This window comes from Baekduia alba, from assembly GCF_028416635.1.
GTDB lineage: Bacteria > Actinomycetota > Thermoleophilia > Solirubrobacterales > Solirubrobacteraceae > Baekduia > Baekduia alba.
The window spans coordinates 3,124,638-3,137,694 of record NZ_CP114013.1 but is presented as its reverse complement, the minus strand read 5'-3'; the positions used below and the strand labels follow the sequence as shown (position 1 = coordinate 3,137,694).

The window sequence follows — 13,057 nt, the reverse complement described above, 5'->3', positions numbered from 1 at the left end:
GCCCCGTGAGCCCGGACGCTCGCGGCGTCGCGCGGCGCCACGCCCCGGGGACCGACTCCCGCGACCGGCCGCCGGGACGGTGGTCCGTGCGCGCCTCCACCAGCGCCTGGACCAGGCCGTCGACCGGCCGGTCACCCTCGTCGCCGCGCCGCCCGGCGCGGGCAAGACCATGCTCCTCGCGGCGTGGCTCGATGCCCGCGAGCACTCCGGGTCGGCAGCGGCGGCGTGGGTCAGCCTCGACCGTGACGCCGTCGCACTGCCGGGCCTGTGGGCGCGGCTGGTCGCGGCGCTCGGCCCCGGCACGCTGCGCGGCGCCGCGCCCGCGACGCCCGAGCGCGTCGCCGAGCGGCTGCTCAGCGCGGCCGAGGCCAAGCCCGGCCGGGCGCCGCTGGTCGTCGTGCTCGACGACCTCCAGGACGCCGACGGCCCCGTGCTCGCCGCCGTCCTCGCGACGCTCGTCCGCCGGCCCTCGCGGCTGCGCCTCGTGCTCAGCACGCGCCACGACCCCGACCTGCCGCTGCACCGCCTGCGCGTCTCCGGCGAGCTGGCCGAGCTGCGCGGCGCCGACCTCGCCTTCACCGCACCGGAGGCCGCCCAGCTCCTCGCGGGGCACGACGTGCACCTGGCCGAGGAGGACCTCGGCCAGCTGGTCGCGCGCACCGAGGGCTGGGCGGCGGGACTTCGCCTCGCCGCCCTGTCGCTCGCCGGCCATCCCGACCCCGGCGCGCTCGTCGCCGACTTCGCCGGCGACGACCGCGCGATCGTCGGCTTCCTCATCGAGGAAGTCCTCAGCCGCCAGCCGCCCGACGTGCGCGAGCTGCTCCTGCGGACCTCGGTCGTCGACCGCGTCAGCGGCCCGCTGGCCGACGCGCTGACCGGCGCGACCGGCGGCCACGACACGCTCGCCGCGCTGGTCAGGGCCAACGCCTTCGTCGTGCCGGTCGACCGCCACAACCGCTGGTTCCGCTACCACGGGCTCTTCGCCGAGCTGCTGCGCTCGCAGCTGGCGTGCCGCGGCGCCGAGGCGGTCGCCGAGCAGCACCGCCGCGCCGCCGCGTGGTACGCCGAGGCCGAGCGACCCGCCGACGCCGTCCGCCACGCGGCGCGGGGCGGCGACTGGGACCTGGCCGAGAGCGTCCTGGCCGAGCACTGGATCGAGCTGCGGCTCGACGGGGCGGGGGCGACGCTCGACCAGGTTGTAGGACAGCTTTCGGCCGACGCGCTGGAGCGCCGCCCGCACGTGGCGCTCGTCGCGGCGGCGCGCAGCCTCGACGAAGGCGACGGCGAGCGCGCCGCCGCCCTGATGCGCACCGCGGCGGGCCAGCGCGCCGGCCTGTCGGGCCGGCGGCGCGCGCTGCTCACGCGCGACCTCTCGCTGCTGCGCCTCGAGCGCGCCCGCCGCGGCGGTGACGCCGCCGCCGGCCTGCGCGAGCGCGCGGTGGCCGCCGCGATCACCTGCGACGACGCGCACCGCGACCGGGTCGCCCGCGCGCTCGCTCACCTCGAGCTCGGCCGCCTGCAGGCTGCCGCGGGCGACGCGACCGCCGAAGGCGAGCTGCGCCGGGCCGCCGAGCTGGCCCAGCAGGCCGGCGCGGCCCCTGTCGAGCACGCGGCCGGCGCCGAGCGCGCGTGGCTGTGCGCGCAGGACGGGCGGCTGCGCCAGGCGACCCTCGCGGCCGACGCGCTGCTGGATCGGCGCGGCGAGGGCTGCGAGCCGGCGCTCACGCCCGCCCACCTGGCCCGCGCGCTCGCCGCGGCGGAGTCCGGCAACACGCTGCTCGCCGCGAGTGAGCTGGACCGCGCCGCGCACGCGTCGATCGCCGGCGGCGCGCTGCCCGATCGACTTACGGCGCTCGGGCTGCTGCTCGTGCGCAGCCGACTCCTGGCCGCCGACGACCACGAGGGCGCGGTCGCCGTGCTCGCCGCGCTCGACCTGCTGCTCGACGACTGGGTCCCGCCGGCCGCCGCGCGCATGCACGCCCGCGCCGCCCACGCGCGGCTGCTGACCCGCACGGCCGCCGCGGCCGCGACGCTGCGGTCCGACGTCGCCGCGGCCGAGGACGACGACGAGCTCGCCCAGCAGGCGCCGCTGGCCGTCGCGCTGGCCCGCGCCGAGCTGGCCGCCGGCGACCCGGCGGGCGCGCTGCTCCGGGCCCGCGCCGTCGTCGACCGCGCCGACGTGGCCGGCTGCGACGCGGTCGCTGCCTTGGCCGTCGCCGCGGCCGCGGCGGAGGTCCAGCAGGAGCGCCACGCGGCCGCCGAGCTGACCGAGCGCGCGCTGGAGCTCGCCGAGCCCGAAGGCCTCCGGCTCGGCCTCGCCGACACCACGCCCGGGCTCGATCCCGTCTTCGCGCACCTGCTGCGCTTCGGCACCAGCCACCGCTCGCTGATCGGCGAGGTCCAGGAGCTGGCCGCCTCCGGCTCGGCCGGCGCGGCGACCGCCGACGTCATGCCGCTGCGCGACGAGCTCAGCGAGCGCGAGCTGGCCGTCCTGCGCTACCTCCCGACGATGCTCACCGCCGGCGAGATCGCGGCCGAGCTGTTCGTGACCGTCAACACGGTCAAGAGCCACCTCAAGAGCATCTACCGCAAGCTCGACGCCCGCGGCCGCCGCGACGCGGTCCGCCGCGCGCGGGAGCTCGGGCTCGTCGCGCCGGGCCGGCTCACCGATCCCGGCGACCGCGGCTGATCCGCTTGACCTCCAGCAGCTCGAGGCCCTGCTCCTGCAGGCGCGCCAGCGTCCCCTGCAGCTCGGACTGGTCGGCCAGGCGCCCGCGCAGGACGGTCTCGGCCGCCTCCAGGTCGCCGTTGAATTCCTGCAGCCGCTTCGCGCGCGCGTCGTCGAGTCGCCCTCGGACTCGGAACTCGTAATCGCCCGCGTCCATGCCCTCGGTCACTCCGGGTCGCCGTCGTCGGCGTCGAGCTGGCGGATCTCCACGAGCTCCAGGCCGCGGTCCTGCAGTCGTGCCAGAACCGTGCGCAGCTCGCCCGGATCCGAGAGCGTCCCGCGCAGCACCGTGACCGTGGGCTGCCGCACCGCCTCCAGCTGCTCGAGGTCGGCGAGGAGCGCCGCGTCGACCCGCCCCAGCACGCTGATCTCGTATGCGGTCACGATCGGTGACGCTCCCGCGGCGGGGGGTGGCTCGGCGTCACCCACGGCGGGTGACGCCGTCTCACTCGGCCGGCCACGAGCAACGCGCCATGGACAACGGACCTCTGCAGGTGGCGGTGATCGAGTTCGTCGACGGCCGCTTCACGGGCGCGATCGCCGCGGCGTTCGACGAGCTGGTCGAGGCCGACGTCGTAAGTGTGCGCGACCTCGTCTTCGTCCGCAAGGACGACGACGGCGGCGTGGAGGCCTTCGAGCTCGACGAGCTCGACCCGGGCGAGCTGGCGGGCTTCCGCCAGATGGGCGCCGGGGTCGGCGCCCTGCTCAACGAGGACGACGTCGAGGAGGTGGCGGCGGGCCTGCGACCCGGCTCGGCCGTCGCGCTCGTCGTCTGGGAGGACCGCTGGGCGCTGCGGCTGCTCGGCGCCATCCGCGAGGCGGGCGGCGCGGTCCTCGCCGGCACGGCGACCGCCGTCAGCCAGGCCCAGCACCTGCGCTACGCGCAGAGCGTGGAGGGCGCGCCGCCGCCTCAGGAGGTGGTGGTGCAGGCGCCACCGCCGGCGGCCAGCGGCGAGGGCGACCGCATCGCCCAGCTCGAGCGGCTCGCGAAGCTGCGCGAGCAGGGGCTGCTGACCGACGACGAGCTGGCGGCCGAGAAGGCCCGCATCCTGGCGTGAACGAGGGTCCGGGGGCTGACGCCGCCGACGTCGGCCGCGCCCGGTAGGTTGCGAAGTCTCGTCGCGCGGCGCACGCCACCCTCTAGTCCGGCGCGCCGGGAGCCGATGACCAAGTCTGTGGGCCCCACGTCTCAGTCCCGCGTCCTCCGTGTCCTCGTTGTCGACGACGCGCCGGACATCCGTGCGCTGCTGCGGGCGATGCTGAGCGACAACGGCGACGTCCTCGTGCTCGAGGCGTCCGGGGGCGAGGAGGCGCTGGCCGTCGCGGCGGCCGACCCGCCCGACCTCGCGGTCGTCGACCAGAACATGCCGGGGATGGACGGCGTGACCACGACCCGCGAGCTCAAGGCGCTGCTGGCCGACGTCGAGGTCGTGGCGTTCACCGCCGTGCCGGGGGCCGAGCGTCAGTTCGCCCAGGCCGGCGCGACGCGCCACTTCCTCAAGGACCGCTTCGGCGACCTGGTCGGCTTCATCTCCGAGCGCGCCGCGAGCAACGTCGGGAGGTGACGCCCGTGGGCGACGCCGAGTCGGTCCGGGAGGCGGGGCTGCATCGCCGTGCGCACGAGCTCGCGCTGCTCGTCGACGGGATCCGCGACTACGCGATCCTGCTGCTGGACGACGGCGGCACGATCACGGCGTGGAACGCGGGCGCCGAGCGCCTGAAGGGCTACACCGCCGCCGAGGCGATCGGCCGCAACTTCTCGATGTTCTACACCGAGGACGACCGCGCCCGCGGCCATCCGGCCGAGCTCCTGGAGATCGCACGCCGCGACGGCCGCGTCGCGGAGGAGGGCTGGCGGGTCCGCAAGGACGGCTCGCGCTTCTGGGCCAGCGTCCTGATCACCGCGATCCACGAGCCCGACGGCAGGGTCCGCGGCTTCGGCAAGGTCGTGCGCGACCTCACGCCGCGCCGCGCCGCCGAGGACCGGCTGCGCGAGGGCGCCGCCGAGCTGGCCGCGGCCAACGTCGAGCTCGAGCAGTTCCGTCGGCTGGTGCTGAGCGTTCGCGACTACGCGATCTTCCTGCTCGATCCGGGCGGCTACATCACGACCTGGAACCCGGGCGCCGAGCACGCCAAGGGCTACCTGGCCGACGAGGTCATCGGCCGGCACTTCTCGATCTTCTACACCGAGGCGGACCGCACGCGCGACCACCCGGCCGAGGAGCTGCGGATCGCGGCGGAGACCGGGCGCTACGAGGAGGAGGGCTGGCGGATCCGCAAGGACGGCTCGCGCTTCTGGGCCAACGTGGTGCTGACCGCGGTCCGCGACGACGACGGCACGCTGATCGGGTACGCCAAGGTCACCCGCGATCTGACCGAGCGCCGCGCCGCCGAGCAGCGGACGCGCGAGGCCGCCACGCGGCTGGAGCGCACGAACCGCGAGCTCGACCGCTTCGCCGCCGTCGCCGCGCACGACCTGCAGGAGCCGCTGCGCACGATCGCCGGCTTCAGCGGGCTGCTCGTCGACCGCTACGGCGCCGACCTGGACCCGGGGGCGCGCAAGTACCTCGACCACATCACCTCGGGCGTCGACCGGATGTCTCGGCTCGTGGACGGGCTGCTCGGCTACGCGCGCGCGTCCGAGCCGTCGGGCGCGCCGGCCGACACCGTCGTCCTGGCCGACGCGGTCGGCGCGGTCTTCGACGAGCTGCGCGCGACGGTCGACGCGCACGGCACCGACGTCATCGTCGACGTCGCCGGCGACGTGCACGTCCACGCCGAGGCGCGCGACGTCGAGGCCGCGCTGCGCAACCTGATCTCCAACGCGGTGAAGTTCGCCGACGCGCAGGTGCCGGCGGTCAGTGTGCGCGCGGCGCTGTTCGAGCGCGACGTCCGCGTCGACGTGGTGGACAACGGCCTGGGGATCGACCCGGCCGACCGGCCGCGGCTCTTCCAGCCCTTCCAGCGCCTGCCCAACGCCCTGCATCAGCCGGGCACCGGCCTGGGACTGGCGATCGCCCAGCGCGTCGTCGAGCGCAACGGCGGCGCGATCGGCGTGGACTCGGTGGCCGGCGAGGGCAGCCGGTTCTGGTTCACGCTTCCCGCGGCGTAGACGCTTGGCCCGGCGCGGCGACCGTCGCGGGATGCGGCCGCTTCCCGCGGCGTAGACGCTTGGCCCGGCGCGGCGACCGTCGCGGGATGCGGCCGCTTCCCGCGGCTTAGTGCCCTAGCGGGCGGCGGCCAGGTCGCGCTCGATCGCCTGCGCTGCGGCGAGCAGCGGCGGCAGCAGCGCGGCGTGGACGTCCTCGACGTCGGTGCGGGCCGCCTGCGTCGAGACGTTGATCGCCGCGACGACGCGGCCGTCGCGGTCGTGGATCGGCGCGGCGACGGAGCGCAGGCCCGCCTCGAGCTCCTGGTCGACGAGCGCCCAGCCCTGGGCGCGGACGCGCTCCAGCTCGGCGCGCAGCTCGCCCTCCTCGTGGATCGTCTCCGGCGTCAGCGCCACGAGCTCGGAGCGCGCGAGGACCGCGTCGAGCCGCGCGGGCTCCAGGCCGGCGAGCAGGACGCGGCCCATCGACGTCGCGTAGGCCGGAAAGCGGGTGCCGACGCTGATCGCCACGCGCATGATCCGGCGCGTCGAGACGCGAGCGACGTAGACGACGTCGGTGCCGTCGAGGACCGAGACCGAGGAGGACTCGTGGATCTCCTCGACCAGGCGCTCGAGGTGGGGCTCGGCGACCTCGGGCAGCGTGAGGCTGGACAGGTACGCGTAGCCGAGCTCCAGCACCTGCGGCGTCAGCGCGAAGCGCGTCCCGCTGAGGTGGACGTAGCCGAGCTGCTGGAGCGTCAGCAGGAAGCGCCGCGAGGCGGCGCGGGTGAGGCCGGTCGTGCGCGCGACGTCGCTGAGCGTCTGCGGCTCGGGCGCGCTGAGCGCCCGGATCACCGACAGGCCGCGCTCCAGCGACTGCACGAACTGCCGGTCGCGCGCGGGCGGTGGGGGCGGGGCTTCGGGCGTCTGCGTCACTCGATCACGCCCTCCTCCAGCAGCACCTTCTGGGCGAGCGCGAGCGCCGTGTTGGACTGCGGGACGCCGGCGTAGATCGCGGTGTGCAGCAGCACCTCGCGGATCTCCTCGGCCGTCAGGCCGTTGCGCAGCGCGCCGCGGATGTGCATCGCCAGCTCGTCCTCGGCGCGCAGCGTGGTGAGGATCGCGAGCGTGATCATCGACCGCTCGCGGCGGCCGAGGCCGTCGCGCGTCCACACGCTGCCCCACGCCATGCTCGTGATGAGCTCCTGGAACGGGCGGGAGAAGTCGGTGGTGTTGGCCACCGCGCGGTCGACGTGGGCGTCGCCCAGCACGGCGCGGCGCACCTCCATCCCGGCGTCGTGCAGCTCGTCGCTCATGGTCCCTCCAGGTGGTCGGCGATCAGGTGGGCGACCGCGTCGGGCCGCTCGACGGAGACGACGTGGGCGCCGGGGTCGAGGACCTCCAGGCGCGCGCCGCGGATCTCCCGCGCAAGATGGTGTTGATGCTCGGTCGGGATCGCGTGGTCCTGCGCGCCGCCGATGACGAGCGTCGGCGCGGCGATCGAGGCAAGGTCCTTGCGTTGGTCCATCGCGGCGATCGCCGCGCAGCACGCGGCGTAGCCCGCCGGCGGCTGGGTGGCGAGCATCGCGCGCAGCCACGCGACGACGTCGGGGTGGGCCTCGGCGAACGGCGGGGTGACCCAGCGCGCGACGACCGCGTCGGCGATGACGTCGACCGTGCCGGAGTCGAGGACCGTGCGCGCGCGGTCCTCCCACGCCTCGGGCGGCGGCAGGTGCGCGCTGGTGCAGAGCAGGACGAGGCGGTCGACCCGGTCGGGCGCGTGGGCGGCGAGCCACTGGCCGACCATGCCGCCGATCGACACGCCGACGAACGACGCGCGCGCGATCCCGAGGTCGTCGAGGAGCGCGAGCGCGGCCTCGCCGAGCTGGGCGACGGAGTACGGGCCCGACGGCGCGGGGGAGGCGCCGTGGCCGAGCTGGTCGTAGGCGATCGTGCGCAGCGCGGTCTCGTTGCCCAGCTCCGTGAGCAGCGGGTCCCACATCCGCAGCGTGGTCCCGAGCGAGCCCGCGAACAGGACCGGCGGCGCGTCGGGTGGGCCGTCGACCTCGTGGTGGAGGGTCATCGGGCGCGGTGCGCCGCGAGCGCGCGGTCGATCAGCGGGCCGGTGTCCGGGCGCGGTGCGGCGGCGTCGCCGAGGACCGCGACGAGGTTGGCCTCCATGCGCGGCGCGTCGACCTCCAGGCGCTCCAGCAGCTCCCGCAGCCACGCGACCGCGGCGCCGGTGGAGCGCAGCAGCTCGCGCAGCGTCTCCCACTCGGCCTGCCAGCCGCCGGCGGCCCGCTCGTGCTCGCCGTCCATGACCGACAGCATGGTCGCGACGAGCCCCGGGACCCGCGCCGCGCAGGCCCGGGCCGAGATCGCCGCGACCGGGTTGGCCTTGTGCGCCATCGCCGACGAGCCGCCGGCGACGCCGTCGCGCACCTCCGCGACCTCGCCTTGGGCGAGCAGGACGACGTCGGCGGCGATCTTCGCCGCGGTGCCGGCCAGGACGCCGAGCGCCGCCGCGAGCTGCGCCGCCCGCCGCCGGTCGCCGTGCCACGGCAGGATCGGATCGACGAGCCCGAGCTCGGCCGCGATCGCCGCCGCGACGCGCGCGCCGGCATCGGCGTCGTCGGCGAGCGCCGCGCGGTTGCCGACCGCGCCGCCGACCTGCGCGGCGAGCACGGCGTCGCGCACACGCGTCAGCTCCGCGCCGGCGTCGTCGAGAGCGACCAGCCAGCCGGCCGCCTTCAGCCCGAAGCTCGTCGGCTGCGCCGGCTGCATCAGGGTGCGCGCGAGGATCGGGGTCGTGCGATGCGTCTCGGCGAGCAGCGCCGTCGCGTCGGCGGCGGCGGCGGCGTCGTCAGACAGCACCGACAAGGCGCGCTGAGCCATCAGCATGAGCCCGGTGTCGACGACGTCCTGCGACGTCAGCCCACGGTGGACGCCGTCCTCGCCGGACTGCTCGCGCAGCGCCGCGACGAGGCCGATGACCGGCGTCGCGTGGCGCGCGGCCTCCTGCGCCAGCGCCTCGAGGTCGAAGCGCTCGGCGACCGCGACCGCGGCGACCGCCTCCGCCGCCGGTGCGGGCAGGGTGGCACGCGCGTGCGCGACCTCCACGTCGAGCATCGCCTGCACGAACGCGGCGTCGCTCACCGCCGCCGCGACCCGGCCGCGCGCGAAGATCGCGCCCAGCAGGACGTCAGACGTCGAAGAAGACGGTCTCGCCGTGGCCTTGGAGGTGGATGTCGAATCGGTAGCCATCGTCGGTCGGCGTCGCGAGGAGCGTGTCACGTCGGTCCACCGGAACGCTCGCGAGCACGGCATCTTCCCGGTTCGCGGCCTCCTCGTCGGCGAAGTAGATCCGCGTGACGCAGCGGTGCAGGAGCCCGCGGCAGAAGACCGAGACGTCGATGTGCGGGGCCGCCGGCGCCGAGTCGGGCCCGCCCGGCCCGGCCAGCCGCCCCGGCTTGACCGTCCGGATCGCCCAGGAGCCGTCGTCGCGGGTCGCCACGCGCGCGAAGCCGCGGAAGCCGGGGCGCTCGGCGAACGCGCCGTCGGCGTCCGGCTGCCAGGTCTCGATCACCGCGTCGGGGATGCCGTGGCCCTCGCCGTCGGTCAGCACGCCGGCGACGACCAGCGCGCCCGGCTCGTCCTCGGCGGCCGCGTTCGGGCCCTCGGGCCACGGCAGGCCGATCGCGAAGAACGGGCCGACGGTCTGCGACGGCGTGACCGCGAGGCGCTCGCTCATCGCTCCTCCTCGATCGGCGTCGACTCGCGCCCGCGCAGGACGATGTCGAAGTCATAGGCCAACGCCCAGTCCGGCCGCGTCCGCTCGATGTCGAACCGCGACACCACGCGCGCGCGGCCCGCCGGGTCGCGCACGCTGTTGTAGACGGGGTCGTAGGCGAACAGCGGGTCGCCCGGGAAGTACATCTGCGTCACCAGCCGCTGGGCGAAGGCCTGGCCCAGCAGCGAGAAGTGGATGTGCTGGGGCCGCCACGCGTTGTGGTGGTTGCCCCACGGATAGGCGCCGGGCTTGATGGTGATGAACTCGTAGCGGCCCTCGGCGTCGGTCACGCAGCGCCCGGCGCCGGAGAAGTTGGGGTCCAACGGCGCGGGATGCTGGTCGCCCTTGTGCAGGTAGCGCCCGGCCGCGTTGGCCTGCCAGATCTCGATCAGCGTGTCGGGGATCGGCCGGCCGTCGCCGTCGAGGACGCGGCCGGAGACCACGATGCGCTCGCCGAGCGGCTCGCCCTCGTGCTGGCGCGTCAGGTCGTGGTCGAGCTCGCCGGTCACGCGCTCCAGCCCGAGCTGCGGCCCGGACACCTCGGTGACGGTGTGGGGGAGGTAGACCAGCGGCTGCTTGGGATGGCGCAGCCGGGTCGACTTGTAGCCCTCGTCGTCGAGTGCCGGGTGCGTGCCCGGCTCGTCGCGGCGGTAGCCGCGCACCGCGCCCGCCGCCGGCCTGTCCTGGGACTCATGCATGGAGCACCACCGCCAACCCTTGTCCGACACCGATGCAGATCGCCGCCAGACCGTATCCGCCGCCGCGCGCCCGCAGCTCGTGGGCCAGCCGGCCGACGATCCGCGCGCCCGACGCGCCGAGCGGATGCCCGATCGCGATCGCGCCGCCGCGGACGTTGACGATCTCCGGGTCGAGGTCCGGCCACTGGCGCAGGCAGGCCAGCGACTGCGAGGCGAACGCCTCGTTGAGCTCCACCGCGGCCAGGTCGCCCCAGCCGATGCCGGCGCGCCGCAGCGCCCGGTTGGCCGCCTCGACCGGCCCGATCCCGAACACGTCGGGGTCGACGCCGTGCGCGGCGCGCGCCACCACGCGCGCCAGCGGCTCGCGGCCGAGGCGCTCGGCGGCCGCCTCGTCGCCCAGCAGGAGCATCGACGCGCCGTCGTTGAGCGGCGACGCGTTGCCCGCGGTCACGGTCCCGTCGCGCACGAACGCGGCCTTCAGCCTGCCGAGCTTCTCCAACGAGGAGTCGGGCCGGACGCCCTCGTCGCGGTCGAGGTCGACGCCCGGGACCGCGACGATCTCGTCGGCGAAGATCCCGGCCGCCCACGCCTCGGCGGCCAGGCGATGGCTGCGCAGCGCGAACGCGTCCTGGTCCGCTCGCGAGATGGCGTACATGTCGGCCAGCTTCTCGGCCGAGGCGCCGAGCGAGATCGTCCACCGATCCGGCATCTCGGGGTTGACCATACGCCAGCCCAGCGTCGTCGAGTGCAGCGTCTCGGCGCCGGCGGGGAAGCCCTTGCCGGGCTTGAGGAGGACCCACGGCGCGCGGCTCATCGACTCCACGCCGCCGGCGACGACCAGCGACGCGTCGCCGGCCTCGATGGCGCGCGAGCCCTGGATCGTGGCCTCCAGCGAGGACCCGCACAATCGGTTGACGCTCACGCCCGGCACGGTCGTCGGCAGTCCGGCCAGCAGGACGGCCATACGCCCGACGTCGCGGTTGTCCTCGCCGGCGCCGTTGGCGTTGCCGAGGATGACGTCGTCGATCTCGGCCGGGTCGAGCGCCGGCGTGCGCTCTACCAAGGCCTGCAACGTGCCCGCCGCGAGGTCGTCCGGGCGGACGCCGGCCAGCGCGCCCGCGTAGCGGCCGAAGGGCGTGCGGATCGCGTCCAACACGTAGGCGTCGGTCATCGGCTCACCAGCTCGCGCAGCGCGCTCAGCTCCTCGTCGGTCGGGGGATCGGTCGTCCGCAGGGCGTCGGCGACCCGCAGCTCCCAGCCCGTCGCCTCACGCACCTGGTCGACGGTCACGTCCGGGTGCAGCTGGGTCAGCACCAGCTCGCCGGTCGCGTCGGGCTCCAGGACGCCGAGGTCGGTGATGACCGCCTCGGGCGCCGCGACGGTGGTCAGGAAGTCCAGCCGGTCGACGAACGTGCGCCGCGAGTGCGGCGCGACGACCATCACGCGATCGCAGCCGGTGGCGATCTCGGGCGCGCCGCCGGCGCCGGGCAGGCGCGTCCTCGGCGCGTCGTAGTCGCCGATGACGGTGGAGTTCAGCCCGCCGCGCCGGTCGACCTGGGCCGCCCCGAGGAACGCCACGTCGATCCGTCCGGGTTGGATCCAGTAGTTGAACATCTCGACGACGGGGACGACGACGTCGGCGGTCGCGGCCAGTTCGCCGTCGCCGATCGACAGCGGGATCCGGTGCGGCTTGGCGCCGATCGTGCCCGACTCGTAGACCAGCACGAGGTCGGGGTTGACGATCTCGCGCGCCAGGATCGCGGCGGTCGACGGCCGGCCGACGCCGATGAAGCACGACGTCGCGCCGGCCAGCAGGCGCGCCGCGACGATCGTCTGGACCTCGCCGCTGCTGGCGCTGCTCATACTGGGACCTCGGCGTTCATGACGTGCTCGTCCATCCACTTCAGGAAGTCGTCGCGGTCGCGCGACACCCCGTCCCAGAACTTGTAGAAGTCGTTGTCGCGCTCGGTCAGGTCGTGGGCGTAGGACGGGTAGGCGCCGCGCGGCGCGACCGCGATCGCGTCGATGACCCAGCCGGGGATGACGATCCCGCCCGGACGCGGCTCCAACTCGTCGACGACCCGCTCCACGGTCGCCAGCGCGCGCGACGCGGCCAGGACCGCCTCCTTCTGCACGCCCGGGATGCCCCACAGCTGCACGTTGCCGCGCCGGTCGGCCTCCTGGGCGTGGACGATCGCGACGTCCGGGCGCAGGGCCGGCACCGCGGCCAGCTCCTCGCCGGTGAACGGGCAGGTGACGAACTTCACGTTGGTGCGGTCGACCAGGTCGGTCCCGGTGTAGCCGCGCAGCACGCCGAACGGGAGGTCGGCCGCGCCCGCCGCGTAGCGGTTGGCCATGCCGGCGTGCGAGTGCTCCTCGATCTCCAGGGGCGCGGGCCAGCCGTGCTCGACGGCGTCGCGCAGGCGGTGCAGCGAGCCGACGCCCGGGTTGCCCGCATACGAGAACACCAACTTGCGCGCGACGCCCATCCCCACCATCTGGTCGTAGATCAGGTCCGGCGTCATCCGGATCAGCTCGAGGTCGCGCCGGCCCTGGCGGATGACCTCGTGGCCGGCCGCGAAGGGGATGAGGTGCGTGAAGCCCTCCATCGCGACGGCGTCGCCGTCGTGGACGAGCGCGGAGACCGCATCGGAGAGGGACAGGTATTGTGCGCCATGCGCACGCGTGGTTGCCATGCGCACACGACGGTATATGCTCTCCGTGAGCGGCGCAAGCCGGTGGTCTGGAGAGGA

At 75.4% G+C, this 13,057-nt stretch carries 15 protein-coding genes; 4 read left to right on the top strand and 11 right to left on the bottom strand.

Features of this window, described 5'->3' with window-relative positions; translation table 11 throughout:
• The first annotated feature begins 79 nt into the window (after positions 1-79).
• The gene (locus tag DSM104299_RS15795) at positions 80-2,689 is read left to right on the top strand and encodes a winged helix-turn-helix domain-containing protein (protein ID WP_272472594.1); all 2,610 of its coding nucleotides are present in this window, start codon (positions 80-82) and stop codon (positions 2,687-2,689) included.
• Here DSM104299_RS15795 and DSM104299_RS15790 read toward each other — a convergent pair.
• Positions 2,664-2,885, bottom strand: coding sequence for a DUF8691 family protein (locus DSM104299_RS15790; RefSeq protein WP_272472593.1), 222 nt, complete (start codon positions 2,883-2,885; stop codon positions 2,664-2,666). The genes DSM104299_RS15795 and DSM104299_RS15790 overlap by 26 nt on opposite strands.
• 8 nt (positions 2,886-2,893) lie before the next feature.
• Positions 2,894-3,112: a DUF8691 family protein gene (locus tag DSM104299_RS15785; protein ID WP_272472592.1), complete on the bottom strand. Its 219-nt coding sequence runs from the start codon at positions 3,110-3,112 to the stop codon at positions 2,894-2,896.
• An 89-nt stretch (positions 3,113-3,201) separates the two neighbouring features.
• On the opposite strand from DSM104299_RS15785, the gene DSM104299_RS15780 reads away from it, so the two are divergent.
• From DSM104299_RS15780 to DSM104299_RS15770, 3 genes are all read left to right on the top strand, one after another.
• Complete coding sequence (locus DSM104299_RS15780; RefSeq protein WP_272472591.1) at positions 3,202-3,786, top strand: SHOCT domain-containing protein; 585 nt, start codon at positions 3,202-3,204, stop codon at positions 3,784-3,786.
• A gap of 117 nt (positions 3,787-3,903) precedes the next feature.
• Positions 3,904-4,293, top strand: coding sequence for a response regulator (locus tag DSM104299_RS15775; RefSeq protein WP_272472590.1), 390 nt, complete (start codon positions 3,904-3,906; stop codon positions 4,291-4,293).
• A 5-nt stretch (positions 4,294-4,298) separates the two neighbouring features.
• Positions 4,299-5,840 carry a sensor histidine kinase gene (locus tag DSM104299_RS15770; RefSeq protein ID WP_272472589.1) on the top strand — a complete coding sequence of 514 codons (1,542 nt, stop codon included), beginning with the start codon at positions 4,299-4,301 and terminating at the stop codon, positions 5,838-5,840.
• 114 nt (positions 5,841-5,954) lie between these two features.
• On the opposite strand, the gene DSM104299_RS15765 is transcribed toward DSM104299_RS15770, so the two are convergent.
• The 9 genes from DSM104299_RS15765 to DSM104299_RS15725 are packed head-to-tail and all read right to left on the bottom strand — an operon-like array spanning position 5,955 to position 13,000.
• Positions 5,955-6,752, bottom strand: a complete 798-nt coding sequence (locus tag DSM104299_RS15765) for an IclR family transcriptional regulator domain-containing protein (RefSeq protein WP_272472588.1) — start codon at positions 6,750-6,752, stop codon at positions 5,955-5,957.
• The gene (pcaC, locus tag DSM104299_RS15760) at positions 6,749-7,132 is read right to left on the bottom strand and encodes a 4-carboxymuconolactone decarboxylase (protein ID WP_272472587.1); all 384 of its coding nucleotides are present in this window, start codon (positions 7,130-7,132) and stop codon (positions 6,749-6,751) included. Before pcaC ends, DSM104299_RS15765 begins: the two co-directional genes overlap by 4 nt.
• Entirely contained in the window at positions 7,129-7,899 is a 771-nt protein-coding gene (gene pcaD / locus DSM104299_RS15755) for a 3-oxoadipate enol-lactonase (RefSeq protein WP_272472586.1), read from the bottom strand. The genes pcaC and pcaD overlap by 4 nt, the downstream gene beginning before the upstream one ends.
• Positions 7,896-9,080, bottom strand: coding sequence for a lyase family protein (locus DSM104299_RS15750; RefSeq protein WP_272472585.1), 1,185 nt, complete (start codon positions 9,078-9,080; stop codon positions 7,896-7,898). The genes pcaD and DSM104299_RS15750 overlap by 4 nt, the downstream gene beginning before the upstream one ends.
• On the bottom strand, positions 9,019-9,567 hold the full coding sequence (gene pcaG, locus DSM104299_RS15745) for a protocatechuate 3,4-dioxygenase subunit alpha (RefSeq protein WP_272472584.1): 549 nt from the start codon (positions 9,565-9,567) through the stop codon (positions 9,019-9,021). Before pcaG ends, DSM104299_RS15750 begins: the two co-directional genes overlap by 62 nt.
• On the bottom strand, positions 9,564-10,304 hold the full coding sequence (pcaH, locus tag DSM104299_RS15740) for a protocatechuate 3,4-dioxygenase subunit beta (protein WP_272472583.1): 741 nt from the start codon (positions 10,302-10,304) through the stop codon (positions 9,564-9,566). Before pcaH ends, pcaG begins: the two co-directional genes overlap by 4 nt.
• The gene (locus DSM104299_RS15735) at positions 10,297-11,475 is read right to left on the bottom strand and encodes a thiolase family protein (protein WP_272472582.1); all 1,179 of its coding nucleotides are present in this window, start codon (positions 11,473-11,475) and stop codon (positions 10,297-10,299) included. Before DSM104299_RS15735 ends, pcaH begins: the two co-directional genes overlap by 8 nt.
• Positions 11,472-12,167 carry a CoA-transferase subunit beta gene (locus DSM104299_RS15730; protein WP_272472581.1) on the bottom strand — a complete coding sequence of 232 codons (696 nt, stop codon included), beginning with the start codon at positions 12,165-12,167 and terminating at the stop codon, positions 11,472-11,474. Before DSM104299_RS15730 ends, DSM104299_RS15735 begins: the two co-directional genes overlap by 4 nt.
• Entirely contained in the window at positions 12,164-13,000 is an 837-nt protein-coding gene (locus DSM104299_RS15725) for a CoA transferase subunit A (RefSeq protein WP_272472580.1), read from the bottom strand. The genes DSM104299_RS15730 and DSM104299_RS15725 overlap by 4 nt, the downstream gene beginning before the upstream one ends.
• Between the last annotated feature and the right edge of the window lie 57 nt (positions 13,001-13,057).

Coding starts and splice junctions, on each gene's coding strand:
- pcaC (WP_272472587.1), bottom strand. CDS start 7,132: ATGAGCGACGAGCTGCACGACGCCGGGATGGAGGTGCGCCGCGCCGTG.
- DSM104299_RS15750 (WP_272472585.1), bottom strand. CDS start 9,080: ATGGCTACCGATTCGACATCCACCTCCAAGGCCACGGCGAGACCGTCT.
- pcaD (WP_272472586.1), bottom strand. CDS start 7,899: ATGACCCTCCACCACGAGGTCGACGGCCCACCCGACGCGCCGCCGGTC.
- DSM104299_RS15735 (WP_272472582.1), bottom strand. CDS start 11,475: ATGACCGACGCCTACGTGTTGGACGCGATCCGCACGCCCTTCGGCCGC.
- pcaH (WP_272472583.1), bottom strand. CDS start 10,304: ATGCATGAGTCCCAGGACAGGCCGGCGGCGGGCGCGGTGCGCGGCTAC.
- pcaG (WP_272472584.1), bottom strand. CDS start 9,567: ATGAGCGAGCGCCTCGCGGTCACGCCGTCGCAGACCGTCGGCCCGTTC.
- DSM104299_RS15780 (WP_272472591.1), top strand. CDS start 3,202: ATGGACAACGGACCTCTGCAGGTGGCGGTGATCGAGTTCGTCGACGGC.
- DSM104299_RS15790 (WP_272472593.1), bottom strand. CDS start 2,885: ATGGACGCGGGCGATTACGAGTTCCGAGTCCGAGGGCGACTCGACGAC.
- DSM104299_RS15725 (WP_272472580.1), bottom strand. CDS start 13,000: ATGGCAACCACGCGTGCGCATGGCGCACAATACCTGTCCCTCTCCGAT.
- DSM104299_RS15730 (WP_272472581.1), bottom strand. CDS start 12,167: ATGAGCAGCGCCAGCAGCGGCGAGGTCCAGACGATCGTCGCGGCGCGC.